Consider the following 21581-nt stretch of genomic DNA (forward strand, 5'->3'; position numbering starts at 1 on the left):
CAAAGATCGCATCAGTCCTTCCAGAAGGGCTTACGCCCCTCGGTCAGGGCCTGCTCCCAGCTCAGCCCGACATCGCGCAACTCGTCATCGGTCAACTGCAGCAGCGCCCTGCGGGTATGCCAGCGATGCAGCATCAGCCCCCAACGCCCCAACCCTTCCGGCGCGTTGAACACCTTGGCTTGCTGCCCGGCTTCCAGCTCCTTGGCCAACAGTTGCAAGCGCACATCGCTCATGCCACCCATCACCGCATCCTCTCGTTCAGTCGATACCGTGGAGAAAGCATGCGCGTCGGCAGCACCGGCAATACAGATCCAATACAGCCTTAATATTCCCATACAGAATTGGCCGTCGGCCGACTGAATGCTGTATTTTCACCGCAACTGTACCGGTCGCTATGCCAAAGCAACGCAGGAGTATGCCGTGACCCTTTACCTGAACCTCGCCGAACTGCTTGGCGCCCGTATCGAACAGGGCCTGTACCGTCCCGGCCAGCGCCTGCCGTCGGTACGCGCTCTGAGCGTGGAGCACGGGGTCAGCCTGAGCACCGTGCAGCAGGCCTACCGCATGCTGGAAGACAGCGGCATGGTCTCGCCCCGGCCCAAATCCGGCTACTTCGTCAACGACCACCGCCACCTGCCGGCCCTGCCCGCCGTCAGCCGCCCGGCCCAGCGCCCAGTGGACATTTCGCAATGGGAGCAGGTGCTGGAACTGGTGCGCAGCACCCCACGCCAGGGCGTGATCCAGCTCGGCCGCGGCATGCCCGACATCGACAGCCCCACCCTCAAGCCACTGCTACGCAGCCTCGCCCAGCTGAGCCGGCGGCAGGACATGCCCGGCCTGTACTACGACAACATCCACGGCAACCTGGCCCTGCGCGAACAGGTGGCCCGGCTGATGCTCGACTCCGGCTGCCGCCTGGGCCCGGCGGACCTGGTGATAACCACCGGCTGCCATGAGGCGCTGTCATGCAGCATCCGCGCGGTGTGCGAGCCGGGCGATATCGTCGCGGTCGACTCCCCCAGCTTCCACGGCGCCATGCAGACTCTCAAAGGCCTGGGCATGAAAGCCCTGGAAATCCCCACCGACCCGGTCACCGGTATCAGCCTGGAGGCGTTGGAACTGGCCTTGGAGCAGTGGCCGATCAAGCTCATCCAGATCACCCCCAGCTGCAACAACCCGCTCGGCTATATCATGCCCGAGGCCCGCAAGAAGGCCCTGCTGAGCCTGGCCCAGCGCTACGACGTGGCTATCCTGGAAGATGATGTCTACGGCGACCTGGCCTACACCTATCCGCGCCCGCGCACCCTCAAGTCGTTCGACGACGATGGCCGCGTGCTGCTCTGCAGCTCATTCTCCAAGACCCTCGCCCCCGGCCTGCGGATAGGCTGGGTGGCGCCCGGGCGTTATCTGGAGCGGGTGCTGCACATGAAGTACATCAGCACCGGCAGCACGGCCAGCCAGCCGCAGTTGGCCATTGCCGACTTCATCGCCGGCGGGCACTACCAGCCCCACGTGCGGCGCATGCGCAGCCAGTACCAGCGTAGCCGCGACCTGATGAGTGACTGGGTGACCCGCTATTTCCCGGCGGGCACCCGGATCAGCCGGCCCCAGGGCGGCTTCATGCTTTGGGTAGAACTACCGGAAAATTTCGATACGCTGCGCCTGAACCGGGCTTTACTGGAGCAGGACGTGCAGGTTGCCGTGGGCAGCATCTTCTCGGCCTCGGGCAAGTTCCGCCACTGCCTGCGCATGAACTTCGCCGCGCGGCCGACACCGCAGATCGAAGCCGCCGTGCGCAAGGTTGGTGAAACCGCCCTTCGTCTACTGGATGAAGAAAGCGCCGGCACGTAACTTTGCGCCGCCCACCACGGTCCAACCCCTTAAGCCTTAGCTGCACAGGACGATCCACCCTTGAGACTCCAGCGAGCCCTGCCTCTGCTGCTGGTGCTGCTGCTCGGCCTTGCCGGCTGTGCCAGCGTCGGCACGCCCCGCGAAACCAGCCAGGCGCTGCCCGCCAACGACTCAGCCTTCGGCCGCTCGGTACTGCGCCAGGCCGCGCCCTACGGCGGCCGCTCGGGCTTTCGCCTGCTGCCCAACAGCAACGAGGCATTCCGCGCCCGCGCCGAACTGATCCGCAACGCCCAGGCGAGCATCGACCTGCAGTACTACATCGTCCACGATGGCCTCAGCACCCGCGCCCTGGTGCATGAACTGCTGCGCGCCGCCGACCGTGGCGTGCGTGTGCGCATCCTGCTCGACGACACCACCAGCGACGGCCTGGACGTCATCATGGGCACCCTCGATGCCCACCCGAACATCCAGATCCGCGTATTCAACCCGCTGCACCTGGGCCGCAGCACCGGCGTGACGCGCGCCGTGGGCCGCCTGTTCAACCTGTCGCGCCAGCACCGGCGCATGCACAACAAGCTGTTCCTGGTGGACAACAGCATGGCCATCGTCGGCGGGCGCAACCTGGGCGATGAGTATTTCGATGCCGAGCCCAACCTCAACTTCACCGACATCGACTTGCTGGGCGTCGGCCCGGTGGCCGAACAGCTCGGCCACGGTTTCGATCAATACTGGAACAGCGCCCTGAGCCGGCCGATTACCGACTTCCTCTGGCATGACCCGGATGCCGGTGACCTGCGCGCCAGCCGCCACCGCCTGGAAGTGTCGCTGGCCGAGGCCAGGACCCAGCGCAAAGCCCTGTATGACCGCTTGATGGCCTACCAGTCGCAGCCGCGCCTGGATGTGTGGCGCAACGAGCTGATCTGGGCCCATGCCCAGGCGCTGTGGGATGCGCCGAGTAAAGTGCTGGCCGATGACGAACCAGACCCGCAACTGCTGCTGACCCAGCAACTGGCCCCTGACTTGAGCAAGGTGCAACACGAGCTGATCCTGGTATCGGCGTACTTCGTGCCCGGCGAATCCGGCCTGCTGTACCTGACCCACAGTGCCGACGCGGGCATCTCGATCAAGCTGCTGACCAACTCGCTGGAAGCCACCGACGTGCCGGCCGTGCATGGCGGCTATGCGCCGTATCGGCGGGCGCTGCTGGAGCACGGCGTGCAGTTGTACGAGCTGCGCCGCCAGCCCGGCGACCCCAGCGCCCGGCACCGGGTGAGCTTCCATGGCAGCTCGGACTCGAGCCTGCACAGCAAGGCGATCGTGTTCGACCGGCGCAAGACCTTCATCGGCTCGTTCAACTTCGACCCGCGTTCGGTGTTGTGGAACACCGAAGTCGGGGTGCTGGTGGACAGCCCGGAACTGGCCGAGTACACCCGCGCGCTGGCGGTACAGGGCATGGCCCCGGCATTGAGCTACCAGCCGACGCTGGTGGGTAACCAGATAGTGTGGGTGACCGAGGAAAACGGCAGGCGGCGCATGCTGACATCCGAACCGGGTGGGATGTGGCGACGGTTCAATGCCTGGATCAGCAAGGCGGTTGGCCTGGAGAAGATGTTGTAGCGGCGATTGCTGGGGGCGCTCTGCACCCCTTTCGCGACACAAGGCCGCTCCCACAAAGGTGCAGCGTACGCCGATCAAATGTGGGAGCGGCCTTGCGTCGCGATGGGCCGCAAAGCGGCCCCAAAAATCCATCAGGCAGAAGCAGGCTCGAAGGCCCCGCGCCTCCGGGTCAATACCACCAACCCCGCAGCCCCCGCAGCCATCAGCAACGGCAACGCATGCCCGCTGATCCACTGGCCCCCCGCCCCCGCCAACAACGGCCCGAGCAGGCAGCCAATGCCCCACAGTTGCGCCACATGGGCATTGGCCCGCACCAGTTCATCATCGCGGTAGCGCTCGCCGATCAGCACCAGCGACAAGGTGAACAAGCCCCCCGCACTGGCGCCGAACAACACCCACAACGGCCAGATCGCCGGCGTGTGCAACAACAGCGGAATCGCCAGGCTGGACAACAGCAAGGTCACCGCGCAGCCGGTGAACAGGGTGCGCCGCGACATATGGTCGGCCAGCGCACCAATGGGCAGCTGCAGCACTGCGTCGCCCACCACCACGGTACTGACCATGAACAGGGCGATTTCGGTGCTGAAGCCCTGCTGCAGGCAGTACACCGGCAACAAGGTCAGGATCATCGCCTCGAACGAGGCGAACAGGGCAATGGCCCAGGCGATCACCGGCAAACGCCGGCAGAAGGCGAACAGGTCGCCGAAGGTGACGCTGCAGGCCTCTGTACTGGGCGCACCACCACGCCCAAGGAGAATCAGCGGCGCCACCAGCAGCAGGCCGGTCGCGGCCCAGAAGCCGAAGTCGTCATCCGAGCCGAGAAAGCCCAGCACCAGCGGGCCGGCCAGCTGGCTGAGGGCATAGCTGCTGCCATACAGCGCCACCAAGCGGCCACGCCATTGCTCGACCACCAGTTGGTTGATCCAGCTTTCGCCGAGGATGAACACCACGGTCAGGGACATGCCGATCATCAGCCGCAACAGCAGCCACAATGGGTAGCTGGGCAGCAGGGCCACCAGGCCGATCGACAGCGCGCCGCCCCACAGGCATATGCGCATGGCCGAGGGCACACCGACCCAGCCAGCCAGGCGGCTGGCCAGGCTGGCACCTGCCAGCACACCCAGCGCCGGCATCGCGGCCATTACGCCGATAGCGAAGCTGCCATAGCCCCAGGCTTCCAGACGCAGGGACACCAGCGGCATGCTCACGCCCAGCGCCAGCCCGACACTGAGCACCGCTGCCAGTACGGCGAAGTAGGTCCCCCAACGCATCCTTGACCTCTTGAGTTCTTGGGGCTGCTTTGCAGCCCATTCGCGGCACAAGGCCNNGGCCTTGTGCCGCGAATGGGCCGCAAAGCGGCCCCCTGGGATTACAGCTTGATCCAGGTCGCCTTCAGCTCGGTGTACTTCTCCAGCGCATGCAGCGACTTGTCACGGCCGTTGCCCGACTGCTTGAAGCCACCGAACGGCGCGGTCATGTCGCCGCCGTCGTACTGGTTGACCCAGACGCTGCCAGCGCGCACGGCACGGGCGGTCTTGTGGGCCTTGGAGATGTCCGAGGTCCAGATGCCAGCGGCCAGGCCATACGGCGTGTCGTTGGCAATGGCGACGGCCTCTTCAGCGGTGTCGAAGGCGATCACCGACAGCACTGGGCCGAAGATTTCTTCCTGGGCAATGCGCATGGCGTTGGTCACGCCGTCGAAGATGGTCGGCTCGACATAGGTGCCGCCGGTCTCTTCCAGGGTGCGCTTGCCACCGGCCAGCAGCTTGGCGCCGTCCTTGTGGCCGGCTTCGATGTACGACAGCACGGTGTTCATCTGCTGGGTGTCGACCAGGGCACCGACAGTGGTCTGTGGGTCCAGCGGGTTGCCTGGCTTCCAGCCTTTCAGGGCCTCGACCACCATTGGCAGGAACTTGTCCTTGATCGAACGCTCGACCAGCAGGCGCGAGCCTGCGGTGCACACTTCGCCCTGGTTGAAGGCGATGGCGCTGGCGGCAGCCTCGGCAGCAGCTTGCAGGTCCGGGGCGTCGGCGAAGACGATGTTCGGGCTCTTGCCACCGGCTTCCAGCCAGATGCGCTTCATGTTCGATTCGCCAGCATAGATCATCAGCTGCTTGGCGATCTTGGTCGAACCGGTGAACACCAGGGTGTCGACGTCCATGTGCAGGGCCAGTGCCTTGCCCACGGTGTGGCCGTAGCCTGGCAGCACGTTCAGCACGCCAGCCGGGATACCGGCTTCGATGGCCAGCTGGGCGATGCGAATGGCAGTCAGCGGCGATTTTTCGGACGGCTTGAGCACTACCGAGTTACCGGTGGCCAGGGCCGGGCCAAGCTTCCAGCAGGCCATCAGCAGCGGGAAGTTCCACGGTACGATGGCACCGACCACACCCACTGCTTCACGGGTGACCAGGCCGAGCTGGTCATGCGGGGTCGGGGCGACTTCGTCGTAGACCTTGTCGATGGCTTCGGCAGTCCAGTGGATGGCATTGGCCGCGCCCGGGATGTCGATGCTGGAGGAGTCACCGATCGGCTTGCCCATGTCCAGGGTTTCCAGCAGTGCCAGCTCTTCGACGTTCTTGCGCAGCAGGTCGGCGAAGCGGATCAGCTTGGCCTTGCGCTTGGCCGGTGCCAGCTGCGACCACACGCCGGAGTTGAAGGTGGCACGGGCGTTTTCCACAGCGCGGTTGGCATCGGCCAGGTCACAGCTGGCAACCTTGGCCAGGAAGCGTCCGTCGACCGGGCTCAGGCACTCGAAGGTTTCACCGGATGCGGCATCGGTGTATTCGCCGTTGATGAAGGCACGGCCTTCGATCTTCAGTTGCTGGGCACGTTGTTCCCAGTCCGCACGAGTCAGGGTGGTCATACGAAACTCCTCCTCTTGTTTAGGTGCAACGCCGCACTGAGGACTCACAGGCGTTGTCAGAATTCTGGTGGGCGACGAGCGCACACTGGCAAGCGATACCCTAAACCAGCCCGGGTAAACTATCAATATATTTGACACAGAAGGCTCAAAAGCCTACTGATGTGCATTTTATTAAACAACAACAGGAGCCGCACCATGAGCATCGACAGCATCATCGACTTCGCACAGGTCATTACCGAGGCCGAACGCTACCGCCCGGCGGCGGAAAAAATCCTCAAGGGCGAGCCCGACCAGGCGGTCTACAACCATTATTCCAGCCCGTGCGGGCAGTTTGCCGCGGGCGTGTGGGAAGGCGAGGTGGGGCAATGGACGGTGAACTACACCGAGCATGAGTACTGCGAGATCGTCCAGGGTGTTTCGGTGCTGCGCGACCAGGACGGTGGGGCCAAGACTTTGCGTGCCGGTGACCGGTTTGTCATTCCGGCGGGGTTCAAGGGCACCTGGGAGGTGCTGGAACCTTGCCGCAAGATCTATGTGATGTTCGAGCAGAAATGATTTGAGGCTGTGCCGGCCTCTGCTCCCACAAGGATTTCACCGCCCTAAAGGCTTGTGATGCACCTGTGGGAGCGGGTTTGCCCGCGAAGAGGCCAGCACAGGCATAAAAAAACCCGCGTCCTTTCGGATGCGGGTTTTTTCAGGTCGCCGATCAATTACTTGATCTTGGCTTCCTTGTACACCACGTGCTTGCGAACAACCGGATCATATTTCTTGATCTCGATTTTGTCCGGAGTGGTGCGCTTGTTCTTGTCGGTGGTGTAGAAGTGGCCAGTGCCAGCACTCGAAACCAGACGGATCAATTCACGCATGACGTTCTCCTTAGAACTTTTCGCCGCGAGCGCGCAGCTCGGCCAGCACTACGTCGATACCACGCTTGTCAATGACGCGCATGCCTTTGGCAGATACGCGCAGACGCACGAAACGCTTCTCGGATTCAACCCAGAAACGGTGGTGCTGCAGGTTCGGCAGGAAACGACGACGGGTTTTGTTGTTTGCGTGGGAAATGTTGTTCCCGGTTACTGGACCCTTACCAGTAACTTGACAGACTCTCGACATGACTCAGCCCTCTAAAACCACATGCCCAACCCGGCATGGGTTGGCCGCTTAATCTCTCAGTCTTTGGCGCCTGGGCGCCGTGATTCTGGAGGTCTTATCGGCCGCATTCGCTGATGCGACAGGCCGAGCCCCTAGAAAAGAGCGCTGCTTTATACCAGAAAGACTCGGCCGCAACAACATTAGATGAATATTGACACGAGCCTCGACGCGCCCGGCCAGCATAGCGGCAGGCCCCGTCAGCCGTCGACCGCTCGTCGCCAATTTTGTAAAAAAGGGTGTGGCCATTTCCCGACGGGCACACTAGGGTAGGCCTTTTCCAGACTGCACTGGCAGATGGGCCACTGACAGCCAAGGAGCCACTATGCGTGCTGCCGCCCTTTCCTTATTGTTCAACTCCTTGTTCGCCGCAGGCGCCCTGTTCGCCGCCGGCGTTGCCCAGGCCGCCCCGCTGAGCGTCTGCAGCGAGGCCAGCCCCGAAGGCTTCGACGTGGTGCAGTACAACTCGCTGACCACCACCAACGCCACGGCCGATGTGCTGATGAACCGCCTGGTGGAGTTCGACGCGGCGCAAGGCAAGGTGGTGCCGAGCCTGGCGGCCAGCTGGACGGTATCGGCCGATGGCCTGATCTACGACTTTACCCTGCGCGATGACGTGAAATTCCACACCACCGCCTACTTCAAGCCAAGCCGCGCCCTGAACGCCGACGATGTGCTGTTCAGCTTCCAGCGCATGCTCTACCCCGCCCATGCCTGGCACAAGACCGCACCGGGCGGTTACCCGCATGCCCAGTCGCTGCAACTGGGCAGCCTGATCAAGGCGATCGAGGCGCCCGCACCGAACACCGTGCGTTTCACCCTCAACCACCCGGACGCCACGTTCCTGGCCACGCTGAGCATGGGCTTTGCCTCGATCTACTCCGCCGAGTACGCCGACAAACTGCTCAAGGCCGGCACGCCGGAGAAGCTCAACAGCCAGCCGGTCGGTACCGGGCCGTTCATCTTCCAGCGCTTCCAGAAGGACGCCTTGGTGCGCTACCGCGCCAACCCTGACTACTTCGCCGGCAAGCCGGCGGTCGACCCGCTGATCTTCGCTATCACCACCGATGCCAACGTGCGCCTGCAGAAACTCAAGCGCGGCGAGTGCCAGGTCGCGTTGTCGCCCAAGCCGCTGGACATTGCCGAAGCCGGCAAGGACGGCAACCTCAAGGTGGTCACCACCCCGGCCTTCATGACCGCCTTCGTCGCCATCAACAGCCAGCACCCACCGCTGGACAAGCCGGAAGTGCGCCAGGCCATCAACCTGGCCTTCGACAGGCAGGCTTATCTGAAGGCCGTGTTCGAAGACTCCGCGGTAGCCGCCAACGGCCCCTACCCGCCCAACACCTGGAGCTACGCCAAGGACTTGCCCGGCTACCCGCTGGACCTGAAGAAAGCCAAGGCCCTGCTGACCAAGGCTGGCCTGGCCCAAGGCTTCAGCACCACGATCTGGACCCGCCCGTCGGGCAGCCTGCTCAACCCCAACCCCAGCCTCGGTGCGCAGATGCTGCAGGCCGACCTGGCCAAGATTGGCATCAAGGCCGAGATCCGCGTGATCGAGTGGGGCGAGCTGATCCGCCGCGCCAAGGCGGGCGAGCATGACCTGCTGTTCATGGGCTGGGCGGGTGACAACGGCGACCCGGACAACTTCCTCAGCCCGCAGTTTTCCTGCGCCGCGGTGCAGTCGGGGACCAACTTCGCACGTTTCTGCGACAGCCGCCTGGACCAGTTGATCAGCGCCGGGCGTACCACCAACGACCAGAGTGTGCGCAGCCGGCTTTACCAGCAGGCGCAAACCTTGATTCAGCAGCAGGCGCTGTGGGTGCCGCTGGCGCACCCGACGGCGGCGGCCCTGCTGCGCCAAGGGGTCGAGGGGTACCAGGTGAGCCCGTTCGGGCGGCTGGATTTCAGCAAGGTGTCAGTGACCAAGTAAGCCCGCGCCGGCCTCTTCGCGGGTAAACCCGCTCCCACAGGGACCGCGCCAACTTTGAACATGGCACTATCCCTGTGGGAGCGGGTTCACCCGCGAAAGGGCCGGTACTGGCAGCACAAGGCTCCCAGTTTTTCCTCAGGCCACAATCCACCCATGCTCGACCATCGACAGCGGCTCCCCGTCACCGATGATGATGTGATCCAGCACCCGCACATCGATCAACGCCAGCCCCCGCTTCAGCGACAGGGTCAAATGCACATCGTCCTGGCTGGGCTCACTGTTGCCTGAGGGGTGGTTGTGGCACAGGATCAAGGCCGCTGCGTTATGCAGCAATGCCCGCCGCACCACTTCCCGTGGGTAGACGCTGGCCCGATCTATCGTGCCTCGGAAGAGGATTTCAAACGCCAACGGCCTGTGCTTGGTATCGAGAAAGAGACATCCGAACACCTCGCTGACTTCATGTCGCAGCATCGCTTTCAGATAGCGCCTCACCGTTCCCGGGCTGTCCATCGCAGATTCACGCTCAATCGAAGTTGCAAGGTGCCTGCGCCCGATCTCCAGCAGCGCCTGCAACTGGCTGTACCTCACCGGGCCCAAACCAAGCTCACCGACGAAGGCCTCACGGTCGGCCTCCAGCAACTGGCGCAAGCCCCCGAACTTCACGAGCAGACCTCGCGCCAGTTCCACGACATTGCGCCCACGCACACCTGAGCCGAGAAATACAGCAAGCAATTCCGTATCCGTCAGGCTTCCGACCCCACGCTGCAACAACTTCTCCCTCGGCCGCTCTTCAGCCGGCCACTTCCTGATATTCATCCCGCCCCTCTGCCCTTGCTGCGGCCCATTTCGGCCCTGTGTTAATCTATTTCGCCTCGTACATGCGACGTTCTGCCGCAGGCATTCCCAAACGTCGCCGCCCGCTCTCACTGGAAAAAGGCAAGCCTATGCAGCGGCTGTATCGCAAGCGCATCGTTCTCGGCGTGGGTGGCGGCATTGCCGCCTACAAAAGCGCCGAACTGATTCGCCGACTCCTGGAGCACGGCGCGCAGGTGCGCGTCGTCATGACCCGTGGTGGTGCAGAGTTCATCACCCCGCTGACCCTGCAGGCGCTGTCGGGCCACCCGGTGCACATGGACCTGCTCGACCCTGCCGCCGAAGCGGCCATGGGCCATATCGAACTGGCCAAGTGGGCCGATCTGGTGCTGATCGCCCCGGCCACCGCCGACCTCATGGCGCGCATGGCCCAAGGCATGGCCGACGACCTGCTGACCACCCTGGTACTGGCCACCGACGCTACCGTCGCCGTGGCCCCGGCCATGAACCAGGCCATGTGGCGCGACCCGGCCACCCAGGCCAACCTCGAACTGCTCAAGAGCCGTGGCATCCAGGTGTTCGGCCCGGCGTCCGGCAGCCAGGCCTGTGGCGACGTCGGCCTGGGCCGCATGCTCGAAGCCACCGACCTGGCCTGGTGTGCCGCGGAAAGCTTCAAGCGCCAGGCCCTGACCGGCAAGCACGTGCTGATCACCGCCGGCCCGACCCAGGAAAACATCGACCCGGTGCGCTACATCACCAATCATAGCTCCGGCAAGATGGGCTTCGCCCTGGCCGAAGCGGCCGCCGAAGCCGGGGCTAGGGTCACCCTCGTCACCGGCCCTGTGCACCTGCCGACCCCCGACCGGGTCAGCCGTATCGACGTGGTCAGCGCGCGGGACATGCTCGCAGCCTGTGAAGCGGCCATGCCGTGCGACCTGTTCATCGCCTCGGCGGCGGTCGCGGACTACCGCCCGGAAGTCGTTGCCACGCAAAAACTGAAGAAAGATCCTACGACCGGCGACGGCATGCTGCTGCAGATGGTGCGCAATCCCGATATCCTTGCCACCCTCGCTGGCCGCGCCGACCGCCCGTTCAGCGTCGGCTTCGCCGCCGAAACCGAACACTTGCTCGATTACGCCACGCGCAAGCTCAAGGACAAGAACCTCGACCTGATCGTCGCCAATGATGTGGCCAACCCCAGCATCGGCTTCAACAGCGAAGAAAACGCCTTGACCGTGATCGACCGCCAGCAGCACCAGACCCTCTTCGCGCAGACCAGCAAGGGCAAGATCGCCCGGCAACTGGTCGCCTTCATCGCCGAACGGCTCAATCAGGTTCAATAAGTTACATGCACGCTCTTCAAGCCAAGATCCTCGACCCACGCCTGGGCACCGAATTCCCCCTGCCGCAGTACGCCACCCCCGGCTCCGCCGGCCTGGACCTGCGCGCCCTGCTCAAGGAGGACACCGTCCTCGAGCCAGGCCAGACCCTGCTGATTCCCACCGGCCTGTCGATCTACATCGGCGACCCGGGCCTGGCGGCGGTGATCCTGCCGCGCTCGGGCCTGGGCCATAAGCACGGCATCGTGCTGGGCAACCTGGTCGGGCTGATCGACTCGGACTACCAGGGCGAGTTGATGGTGTCGTGCTGGAACCGCGGCAACACCCCGTTCACCATCGCTGTCGGCGAGCGCATCGCCCAGCTGGTGCTGGTACCGGTGGTACAGGCCCATTTCGACATCGTCGAAGCGTTCGATGAAAGCCAGCGCGGCGCTGGCGGCTTCGGCCATTCCGGCAGCCACTGAGCCGAGAAATGACCGTTCAGGCCAAGGATGGCGAACTCTCTGGCGAAACCACCGTCCAAGCGTTCAGTTTGCGCCTGCCCAGAAAGCCTTTGACTAATGGAGCTTCCAGAGATGAACGACATGGCCCACCTGGTCCCCGCCGCACTGCCAGACAGCATTTTCCGCGCGTATGACATTCGCGGCGTGGTCGGCAAAACCCTTCACGCCGAAACCGCCTACTGGATCGGCCGCGCCATCGGCGCGCAAAGCCTGGCCCAGGGCGAACCGCAGGTTTCGGTCGGCCGCGATGGCCGCCTGTCCGGCCCGATGCTGGTCGAACAGCTGATCAAGGGCCTGGTCGATGCCGGCTGCCAGGTCAGCGACGTCGGCCTGGTGCCTACCCCGGCGCTGTACTACGCAGCCAACGTGCTGGCCGGCAAGTCGGGTGTGATGCTGACCGGTAGCCACAACCCGTCGGACTACAACGGCTTCAAGATCGTCATCGCCGGCGATACCCTGGCCAACGAACAGATCCAGGCGCTGCTGACCCGCCTGAAAACCAACAACCTGACCCGCGCCGAAGGCCGCGTGGAAAAAGTCGAGATCCTCGACCGCTACTTCCAGCAGATTGTCGGCGACGTGAAGCTGGCCAGGAAGCTCAAGGTGGTGGTGGACTGCGGCAATGGCGCCGCTGGCGTGGTTGCGCCGCAACTGATCGAAGCCTTGGGCTGCGAAGTGATCCCGCTGTTCTGCGAGGTCGATGGCAACTTCCCCAACCACCACCCGGACCCGGGCAAGCCGGAAAACCTCGAAGACCTGATCGCCAAGGTCAAGGAAACCGGCGCCGACATCGGCCTGGCCTTCGACGGTGACGGCGACCGCGTCGGCGTGGTGACCAACACCGGCAGCATCGTCTACCCCGACCGCCTGCTGATGCTGTTTGCCCAGGACGTGCTGTCGCGCAACCCGGGCGCCGAAATCATCTTCGATGTCAAATGCACCCGCCGCCTGACCCCGCTGATCGAGCAGCACGGCGGCCGCGCGCTGATGTGGAAGACCGGACACTCGCTGATCAAGAAGAAGATGAAACAGACTGGCTCGCTGCTGGCCGGCGAGATGAGCGGTCACATCTTCATCAAGGAACGCTGGTACGGTTTCGACGACGGCATCTACAGCGCCGCGCGCCTGCTGGAGATCCTCAGCAAGACCGGGCAAAGCGCCGAAAACCTGTTTGCCGCCTTCCCGAACGATATTTCCACGCCGGAAATCAATATTGATGTGACCGACGAGGGTAAATTCAGCATCATTGATGCACTGCAACGCGACGCCGACTGGGGCGACGCCAACCTGACCACCATCGATGGTGTGCGGGTGGATTATGCCCACGGCTGGGGCCTGGTTCGCGCCTCCAACACCACCCCGGTGCTGGTGCTGCGCTTCGAGGCCGACAGCGACGCCGAATTGCAACGTATCAAGGATGTTTTCCGTACTCAGTTGCTGCGGGTTGAGCCTGAGCTGCAACTGCCGTTCTGACCGACTATCTGTTCCTTACAGGAGCCCTGCATGACCCTCGATCGCGATGCCGCTTCCCATGTAGCCGAGGTTTTGTCCGAAGCACTGCCTTACATCCGCCGCTTTGTCGGCAAGACCCTGGTGATCAAGTACGGCGGCAACGCGATGGAGAGCGAGGAGCTCAAGACCGGCTTCGCCCGTGACATCGTGCTGATGAAGGCTGTGGGCATCAACCCGGTGGTGGTCCACGGTGGTGGCCCGCAGATCGGCGACCTGCTCAAGCGCCTGTCGATCGAAAGCCACTTCATCGACGGCATGCGCGTCACCGACTCGGCGACCATGGACGTGGTGGAGATGGTGCTGGGTGGCCAGGTCAACAAGGACATCGTCAACCTGATCAACCGCCACGGCGGCAGCGCCATCGGCCTGACCGGCAAGGACGCGGAGCTGATCCGCGCCCGCAAGCTGACCGTCAGCCGCCAGACGCCCGAGATGACCACCCCGGAAATCATCGACATCGGCCACGTGGGCGAAGTGGTGAGCGTGAACACCGACCTGCTGAACATGCTGGTGAAGGGCGACTTCATCCCGGTGATCGCGCCGATCGGCGTGGGTGCCAACGGTGAGTCGTACAACATCAACGCCGACCTGGTGGCGGGCAAGGTAGCCGAGGCGCTGAAGGCCGAGAAGCTGATGCTGCTGACCAACATCGCCGGCCTGATGGACAAGCAGGGCGAGGTGCTGACCGGCCTGACCACCGAGCAGGTCAACGAACTGATCGCCGACGGCACCATCTACGGCGGCATGCTGCCGAAGATCAAGTGCGCACTGGATGCGGTGCAGGGCGGTGTGAACAGCTCGCACATCATCGACGGCCGCGTGCCGAATGCGGTACTGCTGGAGATCTTCACCGACAGTGGTGTGGGTACCCTGATTACCAACCGCAAGCAGCGCTGATCGTCAACCTGTCCCGGCCTCTTCGCGGGTAAACCCGCTCCCACAGGTACAGCACCGCCTTTGAGGGCTGTGGAGATCCTGTGGGAGCGGGTTTACCCGCGAAGAGGCCGGAACAGGCGAAACAAAAAAGGCGACCCTCATGCGAAGGTCGCCTTTTTCATTTCCGGGCCTCGAATCAGATACCGTACTGCGCCCGGTAAGCCTCGACAGCCGGCAGATGCTGCTTCAGCTGCGGGTCATCGGCCAGGAACTCCAGCACCTGGGTCAGCGAAACGATGCTGACCACCGGGATACCGAAGTCGCGCTCCACTTCCTGGATCGCCGACAGCTCGCCATTGCCACGCTCTTCGCGGTTCAGCGCGATCAGCACGCCGGCGGCCTTGGCCTGCTGGGCATTGATGATCTGCATGACCTCACGAATGGCGGTACCGGCGGTGATCACGTCGTCGATGATCAGCACGTCACCGGCCAGCGGTGCACCGACCAGGCTGCCGCCTTCGCCGTGATCCTTGGCTTCCTTGCGGTTGAAGCACCATGGCACGTCGAGCTGATGCTGATCGGCAAGGGCCACGGCAGTCGTCGCTGCCAGCGGGATACCCTTGTAGGCCGGGCCGAACAGCACATCGAACGGGATCTTGCTGTCGACGATGGCTGCGGCATAGCAGCGCCCCAGTTCGGCCAGGGCGGAACCGGTGTTGAACAGGCCGGCATTGAAGAAATACGGGCTGGTACGCCCCGATTTCAGGGTGAATTCACCGAAACGCAGTACCCCGCGATCGATGGCAAAACGGATGAAGTCGCGCTGATACGGCTGCATGGATAGTCCCGGACACCACGGATTTAGCTAAATGGTTTGAGCTCGGGTATCATACACGCACGAGATTTTTGGGGCCATTTATGCGGATCATCAGTGTGAACGTAAATGGCATTCAGGCTGCGGCCGAGCGTGGTTTGCTCAGCTGGCTGCAAGCCCAGAATGCCGACGTCATCTGCCTTCAGGATACCCGCGCCTCGGCCTTTGAACTCGATGACCCAGCTTTCCAGCTCGATGGCTATTTCCTTTATGCCTGCGACGCGGAGGTGCCTGCCCAAGGTGGTGTGGCCCTGTATTCGCGCATGCAGCCCAAGGCAGTCATCACCGGCCTGGGCTTCGAGACAGCCGACCGCTACGGGCGTTACCTGCAAGCAGATTTCGACAAAGTCAGTATTGCCAGCCTGCTGCTGCCTTCGGGTATGAACGGCGACGAAGACTTGAACCAGAAGTTCAAGTTGATGGACGACTTCGCCAAATACCTGGACAAACAGCGTCGCAAGCGTCGCGAATACATCTACTGCGGCTCGTTCTACGTGGCGCAGCAGAAGCTCGACATCAAGAACTGGCGTGACAGCCAGCAGTCGCCGGGTTTCCTGGCGCCGGAGCGCGCCTGGATGGATGCGATCACTGGCGAGATGGGTTACGTCGATGCCCTGCGCGAAGTCAGCCGTGAAGGCGACCAGTACAGCTGGTGGCCGGACAACGAGCAGGCCGAGATGCTCAACCTGGGCTACCGGTTCGACTACCAGATCCTAACCCCGGGCCTGCGCCGCTTCGTGCGTAACGCCCGTCTGCCGCGTCAGCCGCGCTTCTCCCAGCATGCGCCGCTGATCGTCGACTATGACTGGACGTTGACCATCTAAACGCAATTGGGGCCGCTCTGCGGCCCCAATTGCTATTTGATCGGTCGCCAGATCATCGGGTAGCGATAAGGCTTGCCCTCATTCGCCCGCACCGCCGCAATGATGATCAGGATCATCACCGCGACCATCAGCATGGCGAACAGCACCAGCCCGATGAACACGAACATCAGCAGGAAGCAGATGAACCCGGCAATGGTCACGCTGATCTGAAAGTTCAGCGCCTCTTTGCCCTGGGCGTCGATGAAAGGGTCTTGCTCGCGCTTGAGGTGCCACAGCACCAGCGGGCCCAGCAGGTGCCCGAGCGGCACCACCAGGCCCAGCAGCGCGGAGAGGTGGCAGAACATCGCCCATTGCCGGATTTCGGCATTGGGCGGGGTGATCGACAGGTTCGATTCGCTCATGCCCCGCACCTCCCTGGCTGGGTTCAGTCGGCCAGTGCCGCCTGCTGCAGTTCGAAGATCTCGCTCATGCCCTTCTGTGCCAGGGCGAGCATGGCGTTGAAGTCTTCAGGCTGGAACGGCGCGCCCTCGGCAGTACCCTGCACTTCGATGAAACCACCGGCGCTGGTCATGACCACGTTCAGGTCGGTTTCGGCGGCGGAGTCTTCCAGGTAGTCCAGGTCGAGCACCGCTTCGCCCTGGTACATGCCCACCGACACGGCGGCGATCATGTGCTTGAGCGGGTTGCCGGCCTTCAGGCCACCGCGCTTCTTGATCACCGCCAGGGCGTCGCACAGGGCGACCATGGCACCGGTGATGGACGCAGTGCGGGTGCCACCATCGGCCTGGATCACGTCGCAGTCGACGTACAGAGTGATGTCACCGAGCTTGCTCATGTCCAGCGCGGCGCGCAGCGAACGGCCGATCAGGCGCTGGATTTCCAGGGTGCGCCCACCCTGCTTGCCACGGCTGGCTTCACGTTGGTTACGCTCGCCGGTGGAGCGCGGCAGCATGCCGTATTCGGCGGTCAGCCAGCCTTGGCCCTGGCCTTTGAGGAAGCGTGGCACACCGTTTTCCACGCTGACCGTGCAGATGACCTTGGTGTCACCGAACTCGACCAGTACCGACCCTTCGGCGTGCTTGGTGTAGTTGCGGGTGATGCGGATCGAGCGGAGCTGATCGGCGGCGCGACCACTTGGACGTTTCATCTGGGATACCTGTACTGGGACTTTGAATCTGCCGAGCATTATAGAGCCCGCAGCCCGGGGAAGACATGCCTATTGTCGCGCCCGGCACTGCCCGTCGCCTTTTCCTACCGGCCAGGCCACCCGTCGGTAACATGGGTGGATTGGGCGCCAAGGCCCCACTGCGCTACAATCCTGCGCCTTGCAGCCGAGAGGCTCCCACCGTTCATTCATCTACGCGAGGTACTCCCCATGGTGCACAGCATGACCGCTTTTGCTCGTGTCGAGCGCGCCGGCAGCCAAGGCACCCTGGTCTGGGAGCTGCGCTCGGTCAACCACCGTTACCTGGAACCGCACCTGCGCCTGCCCGAGGCCCTGCGCGACCTCGAAGGCGCCGTGCGTGAAGGCCTGCGCCAGGGCCTGTCGCGGGGCAAGGTGGAATGCACCTTGCGCCTCAACGAAGACAGCAACGGCAAACCACTGAAGGTGGACCGCGAGCGCGCCGCACAGCTGGTTGCCGCCGCCGAGGAAGTGGCCGGCCTGATCAAGCAGCCGGCCCCCCTGAACCCGCTGGAGGTGCTGTCCTGGCCTGGCGTGCTGGTAGCCGACGCCAGCGACCCGCAGGCACTGAACAGCGAAGCCATGGCGCTGTTCGATGAAGCGCTGGCCGAGCTCAAGGCCGGGCGCCAGCGTGAAGGCCAGGAACTGGCCCGGCTGATCAACGAGCGCCTGGACAACATGGCCAGCGAAGTCACCACCCTGCGCGCCCTGGTGCCGCAGATGCTGGCGGCGCAGCGGCAGAAGATCCTCGACCGCTTCGGCGACATGCAGGCCGAACTCGACCCGCAACGCCTGGAGCAGGAGATGGTGCTGCTGGCCCAGAAGAGCGACGTGGCCGAGGAACTCGACCGTCTCAGCACCCACGTCACCGAAGTGCGCCGAGTGCTCAAGGGTGGCGGTGCCGCCGGCCGGCGCCTGGACTTCCTGATGCAGGAACTCAACCGCGAGGCCAACACCCTCGGCTCCAAGGCCTTCGACCCACGCAGCACGCAAGCGGCGGTCAACCTGAAGGTATTGATCGAACAGATGCGTGAACAAGTACAGAACATCGAGTAAGGCCACCCCGACCATGAACCATAGCAGCGGCACCCTCTACATCGTTTCGGCTCCTTCGGGCGCCGGCAAGACCAGCCTGGTCACCGCCCTGACCAAGGACGACCAGCAAATCCGCGTCTCGGTCTCGCACACCACCCGCGCCATGCGCCCGGGCGAGCAGCACGGGGTGAACTACCACTTCGTCGTCCACGAGGAATTCAAGGCGCTGATCGCCCAAGGCGACTTCCTGGAGCATGCCGAGGTGTTCGGCAACTTCTACGGCACCTCGCGCAGCGCGCTGCAGCAGACCCTGGACCAGGGTTACGACCTGATCCTGGAAATCGACTGGCAGGGCGCGCAGCAAGTGCGCAAGCTGATGCCGCAGGCGTTGTCGGTGTTCATCCTGCCGCCAAGCCAGCAGGCACTGCGCCAGCGCCTGGACGGCCGCGGGCAGGACAGCGAAGAGATCATCGCCGGGCGCATGAAGGAAGCCGTCAGCGAGATGGTGCACTACGACGAGTATGACTACGTGATCATCAACGATGATTTCGACGTGGCGCTGGAGGATTTGAAAGCGGTGTTCCGCTCGAATCGCCTGGTGTTGAAGAAGCAGCAGCAGCGTCATGCGGCGTTGCTGAAGCAAATGATCGGCTAAAGATTGCCTGGGCCTCTTCGAGGCCCTTTCGCGACACAAGGCCGCTCCCACATCTGATGGCGTACGCCGTGCTTTTGTGGGAGCGGCCTTGTGTCGCGATAGGGGCACAAAGCGCCCCCAGCTTTATTCCTGCAGTGGCAAGGTAGCCTGCTGACGCAGGGTAGCCCCCAGGAAGTACGCCGGCGCGCGCATGCGCGACAGCATCATCAGCGCGATGCCGAGCACCGAGATGATCGCGGCAATCACGAACACCAGCCCCAGCCCGCCCACATGCGAGCCACTGCCGAAGTCCGGCGAGGCGCTATCGATGGCGGTACGCGCAAAGATCACCGACAAGATCACCCCACCCACCAGCGGGCACAGGCCGCGCATGATGAAGTGGCGCAGGCTGTCGAACAGGCTGTGGCGGAAATACCAGACGCAGGCGAACGCGGTCAGCGAATAGTAGAAGCAGATCATCATGCCCAGTGCGGTAATGGTATCGGCCAGCACGTTCTCGCTCAGGGTACGCATGGTCACGTAGAACAGGCCTGCGGCCAGGCCGGCGCAGATGGTGGCGTAGCGCGGGGTTTGCGAACGCGGGCAGACGCTGGCGAACTTTTGCGGCACTGCGCCGTAGTAACCCATGGCCAACAGGGTGCGCGCCGGCGCCACGAAGGTCGACTGCAGCGAAGCCGCCGTGCTGGCCAGCACGGCGATGGACATCAGGATCGCCAGCGGCCCCATGACCGGGCCGGCCAGGTGGGCAAACACGTTTTCCTGGATGCGCGGGTTGTTCAGGCCCAGGCCAGTTTCACTGATACCGGCAAACTGCAGGGTGGCGATGGCGGTAAACAGGTACAGGCCGAGAATCAACATCACGGTCCAGGTGGCGGCCTTGCCCGGCACCTCTTCACTGCCCACCGACTCTTCGCTGACGGTCAGGCACGTGTCCCAGCCCCAGAAGATGAAGATCGACAGCGACAGCCCGGCGGCAAAAGCCGAGAACGACTCGACGCCGAACGGGTTGAACCAGGCGAAATCGAACTCCAGCGGTGGCGGCGCGGTGGTTTCGCCGAAAGCGGCAAAGGCGAAGCCGATCAGCACCAGCAACTGCAGGGCCACCAGGCCGTACTGCACGGTCATGGTGGTGGTCATGCCGCGGCAGCAGATCCACACCGCCATGGCAATGAACACGCAACAGGTGGTTATGTTGATGAGCAGGTTGTCGGCCAATGCCGCCAGCTCATGCTTGCCGGTGATCTGGCCAAGGAACAGATAGAAGAAATCGACCGCCACCCCTGCCAGGTTCGACAACACGATGGTGGTGGCGACAACCAGGCCCCAGCCGCCGATCCAGCCGATCATCGGGCCGAAGGCACGCGCCGACCAGGTAAACGAAGTACCGCTGTCCGGCTCCGCCGAGTTCAGTTCGCGGTAGCCCAAGGCCACCAGCAGCATCGGCAGGAAGCCGACAATGAACACGGCAGGCAGGTGCGCACCCACTTCACGCACGGTCGGACCAAGGGCGCCGGTCAGGGTGTAGACCGGGGCGATGGTGGAAATGCCCAGCACCACGCTGGCCAGCAAGCCCAGCCGGCCCGTGGCCAGGCCCTTGCTGCGCTGGGTATTGCCCGCGTCGGCCGCCACGTCGGGTGGGCGGCCGGCTTCTGTGTAATTGCTCATGAGTATTTGCCGTAGATTTTGGAATTGTTTTCACAGGCCTTGCGTACAAGGCCCGCTTTCACTCATTGAAAGCTTGCTGCCGGGAACAAGTCATCCGAGACCTTCGGGTGACGTCAGAATGCCTCCTGCCGTGCGCCCTCCCGTGCTGCGTAGGCAATGCAGGCCTCGCGAAACGCCTGGAACAGGCGCAGCGAGACCGGGTTTTCGGTAAATCGCCACTCCGGGTGCCACTGCACGCCGAGCACAAAGCCCGGCGCCGCAGGCATGGACACCGCTTCGATCAGGCCATCCGGGGCCCGTGCCTCGACGCGCAGGCCCGGGGCCAGGCGGTCGATGCCCTGGCTGTGCAGCGAGTTGACCTCGAACTGCGCCGCCAGGCCCAGGCGCTCGAACATCCCGCCAGGCTCGATGCCGACAGGGTGACGAGGGCCGTATTGCACCTCCAGGGGTGCGTCCTCAGGTTCACGGTGGTCAAGGTAGCCGGGCAGTTCCTGCACGCGCTGGTGCAGGCTGCCGCCCAGGGCCACGTTCAGTTCCTGGTAGCCACGGCAGATACAGAACACCGGCACGCCGGCGGCAATGGCCGCCTGCAGCAGCGGCAGGGTCAGGCGATCGCGCGCCAGATCGTGCCGGGTACCTGCCGCGCTGGGGGCGCCATTGTAATGATGCGGTTCGATATTTGAAGGTGAGCCGGTAAAAACAATGCCGTGCAGGCGGGCCAGCAGCGCCTGCGTGTCGCTGCCCCCGTCACGGGCCGGCAAGATCAGTGGCAAGCCGGCAAAGCCGGCCGCCTCGACATACTTGTCGCCTACCGTGTGCGACGAGTTCTTCCCCACCTGCTGGCGGCAGGCGCTGACACCGATCAAGGGGACCGCATTTGCGCTCATG

21 protein-coding genes and 1 pseudogene are annotated in these 21581 nt (G+C 63.7%); 11 read left to right on the forward strand and 11 right to left on the reverse strand.

The features are described from left to right. Positions 1-11 precede the first annotated feature (11 nt). Positions 12-242, reverse strand: coding sequence for a DUF1127 domain-containing protein (locus M2S36_RS04200; protein ID WP_063912221.1), 231 nt, complete (start codon positions 240-242; stop codon positions 12-14). Between the two features lie 178 nt (positions 243-420). Here M2S36_RS04200 and M2S36_RS04205 point away from each other — a divergent pair, with 178 nt between their 5' ends. Together M2S36_RS04205 and M2S36_RS04210 are read left to right on the forward strand one after the other, a co-directional pair. Beyond that, the gene (locus M2S36_RS04205) at positions 421-1851 is read left to right on the forward strand and encodes an aminotransferase-like domain-containing protein (protein WP_207837560.1); all 1431 of its coding nucleotides are present in this window, start codon (positions 421-423) and stop codon (positions 1849-1851) included. Between the two features lie 60 nt (positions 1852-1911). Beyond that, on the forward strand, positions 1912-3468 hold the full coding sequence (locus tag M2S36_RS04210) for a phospholipase D family protein (RefSeq protein ID WP_207837562.1): 1557 nt from the start codon (positions 1912-1914) through the stop codon (positions 3466-3468). 131 nt (positions 3469-3599) lie between these two features. Here M2S36_RS04210 and M2S36_RS04215 read toward each other — a convergent pair whose 3' ends face one another. Together M2S36_RS04215 and M2S36_RS04220 are read right to left on the reverse strand one after the other, a co-directional pair. After that, positions 3600-4739: an MFS transporter gene (locus M2S36_RS04215; protein ID WP_233687600.1), complete on the reverse strand. Its 1140-nt coding sequence runs from the start codon at positions 4737-4739 to the stop codon at positions 3600-3602. Positions 4740-4837: 98 nt separating this feature from the next. Beyond that, positions 4838-6331, reverse strand: coding sequence for an aldehyde dehydrogenase (locus tag M2S36_RS04220; RefSeq protein WP_063912225.1), 1494 nt, complete (start codon positions 6329-6331; stop codon positions 4838-4840). Between the two features lie 195 nt (positions 6332-6526). Here M2S36_RS04220 and M2S36_RS04225 point away from each other — a divergent pair, with 195 nt between their 5' ends. After that, positions 6527-6886: a cupin domain-containing protein gene (locus M2S36_RS04225; RefSeq protein WP_003258971.1), complete on the forward strand. Its 360-nt coding sequence runs from the start codon at positions 6527-6529 to the stop codon at positions 6884-6886. 155 nt (positions 6887-7041) lie between these two features. On the opposite strand, the gene rpmG is transcribed toward M2S36_RS04225, so the two are convergent. After that, on the reverse strand, positions 7042-7197 hold the full coding sequence (gene rpmG, locus M2S36_RS04230; RefSeq protein WP_003253507.1) for a 50S ribosomal protein L33: 156 nt from the start codon (positions 7195-7197) through the stop codon (positions 7042-7044). A 10-nt stretch (positions 7198-7207) separates the two neighbouring features. Next, a complete protein-coding gene (rpmB, locus tag M2S36_RS04235) occupies positions 7208-7444 on the reverse strand; it encodes a 50S ribosomal protein L28 (RefSeq protein ID WP_003258972.1) in 237 nt (78 codons plus the stop codon). A 361-nt stretch (positions 7445-7805) separates the two neighbouring features. On the opposite strand from rpmB, the gene M2S36_RS04240 reads away from it, so the two are divergent. Beyond that, positions 7806-9413, forward strand: a complete 1608-nt coding sequence (locus tag M2S36_RS04240; protein ID WP_207831313.1) for an ABC transporter substrate-binding protein — start codon at positions 7806-7808, stop codon at positions 9411-9413. 135 nt (positions 9414-9548) lie between these two features. Here the strand turns inward: M2S36_RS04240 and radC are convergent, their stop codons facing one another. Further along, positions 9549-10229 (reverse strand): RadC family protein, encoded by a 681-nt coding sequence (gene radC / locus M2S36_RS04245; RefSeq protein ID WP_207831315.1) that lies wholly within the window; start codon positions 10227-10229, stop codon positions 9549-9551. Positions 10230-10357: 128 nt separating this feature from the next. Between radC and coaBC the strand changes: the two genes are divergently transcribed. The 4 genes and pseudogenes from coaBC to argB all read left to right on the forward strand — a co-directional run bounded on the left by coaBC (position 10358) and on the right by argB (position 14478). Beyond that, complete coding sequence (coaBC, locus tag M2S36_RS04250) at positions 10358-11569, forward strand: bifunctional phosphopantothenoylcysteine decarboxylase/phosphopantothenate--cysteine ligase CoaBC (protein WP_012274821.1); 1212 nt, start codon at positions 10358-10360, stop codon at positions 11567-11569. Positions 11570-11574: 5 nt separating this feature from the next. Next, entirely contained in the window at positions 11575-12030 is a 456-nt protein-coding gene (gene dut / locus M2S36_RS04255) for a dUTP diphosphatase (protein ID WP_015272329.1), read from the forward strand. 144 nt (positions 12031-12174) lie between these two features. Continuing rightward, positions 12175-13542: pseudogene (locus tag M2S36_RS04260) on the forward strand (phosphomannomutase/phosphoglucomutase); the annotation flags it as partial. 30 nt (positions 13543-13572) lie between these two features. Then, positions 13573-14478, forward strand: coding sequence for an acetylglutamate kinase (gene argB / locus M2S36_RS04265; protein ID WP_003258198.1), 906 nt, complete (start codon positions 13573-13575; stop codon positions 14476-14478). 175 nt (positions 14479-14653) lie between these two features. On the opposite strand, the gene pyrE is transcribed toward argB, so the two are convergent. Further along, positions 14654-15295, reverse strand: coding sequence for an orotate phosphoribosyltransferase (pyrE, locus tag M2S36_RS04270; RefSeq protein ID WP_003253405.1), 642 nt, complete (start codon positions 15293-15295; stop codon positions 14654-14656). A gap of 80 nt (positions 15296-15375) precedes the next feature. Here pyrE and M2S36_RS04275 point away from each other — a divergent pair, with 80 nt between their 5' ends. Then, positions 15376-16155: an exodeoxyribonuclease III gene (locus M2S36_RS04275; RefSeq protein WP_003253401.1), complete on the forward strand. Its 780-nt coding sequence runs from the start codon at positions 15376-15378 to the stop codon at positions 16153-16155. 32 nt (positions 16156-16187) lie between these two features. Here M2S36_RS04275 and M2S36_RS04280 read toward each other — a convergent pair whose 3' ends face one another. Continuing rightward, positions 16188-16556, reverse strand: a complete 369-nt coding sequence (locus tag M2S36_RS04280) for a DUF4870 domain-containing protein (protein ID WP_003258195.1) — start codon at positions 16554-16556, stop codon at positions 16188-16190. Positions 16557-16579: 23 nt separating this feature from the next. Next, positions 16580-17302 carry a ribonuclease PH gene (gene rph, locus M2S36_RS04285; protein WP_013974792.1) on the reverse strand — a complete coding sequence of 241 codons (723 nt, stop codon included), beginning with the start codon at positions 17300-17302 and terminating at the stop codon, positions 16580-16582. 228 nt (positions 17303-17530) lie between these two features. Between rph and M2S36_RS04290 the strand changes: the two genes are divergently transcribed. Together M2S36_RS04290 and gmk are read left to right on the forward strand one after the other, a co-directional pair. Beyond that, the gene (locus M2S36_RS04290) at positions 17531-18394 is read left to right on the forward strand and encodes a YicC/YloC family endoribonuclease (protein ID WP_063912232.1); all 864 of its coding nucleotides are present in this window, start codon (positions 17531-17533) and stop codon (positions 18392-18394) included. Positions 18395-18407: 13 nt separating this feature from the next. After that, entirely contained in the window at positions 18408-19028 is a 621-nt protein-coding gene (gene gmk / locus M2S36_RS04295) for a guanylate kinase (protein ID WP_207831319.1), read from the forward strand. 123 nt (positions 19029-19151) lie between these two features. Here gmk and M2S36_RS04300 read toward each other — a convergent pair whose 3' ends face one another. Then, positions 19152-20693 carry an APC family permease gene (locus M2S36_RS04300; protein ID WP_207831321.1) on the reverse strand — a complete coding sequence of 514 codons (1542 nt, stop codon included), beginning with the start codon at positions 20691-20693 and terminating at the stop codon, positions 19152-19154. A gap of 113 nt (positions 20694-20806) precedes the next feature. Then, complete coding sequence (locus M2S36_RS04305; protein WP_207831322.1) at positions 20807-21580, reverse strand: gamma-glutamyl-gamma-aminobutyrate hydrolase family protein; 774 nt, start codon at positions 21578-21580, stop codon at positions 20807-20809. Between the last annotated feature and the right edge of the window lies 1 nt (position 21581).

The organism is Pseudomonas sp. SF2 (assembly GCF_036858055.1).
Lineage (GTDB): Bacteria > Pseudomonadota > Gammaproteobacteria > Pseudomonadales > Pseudomonadaceae > Aquipseudomonas.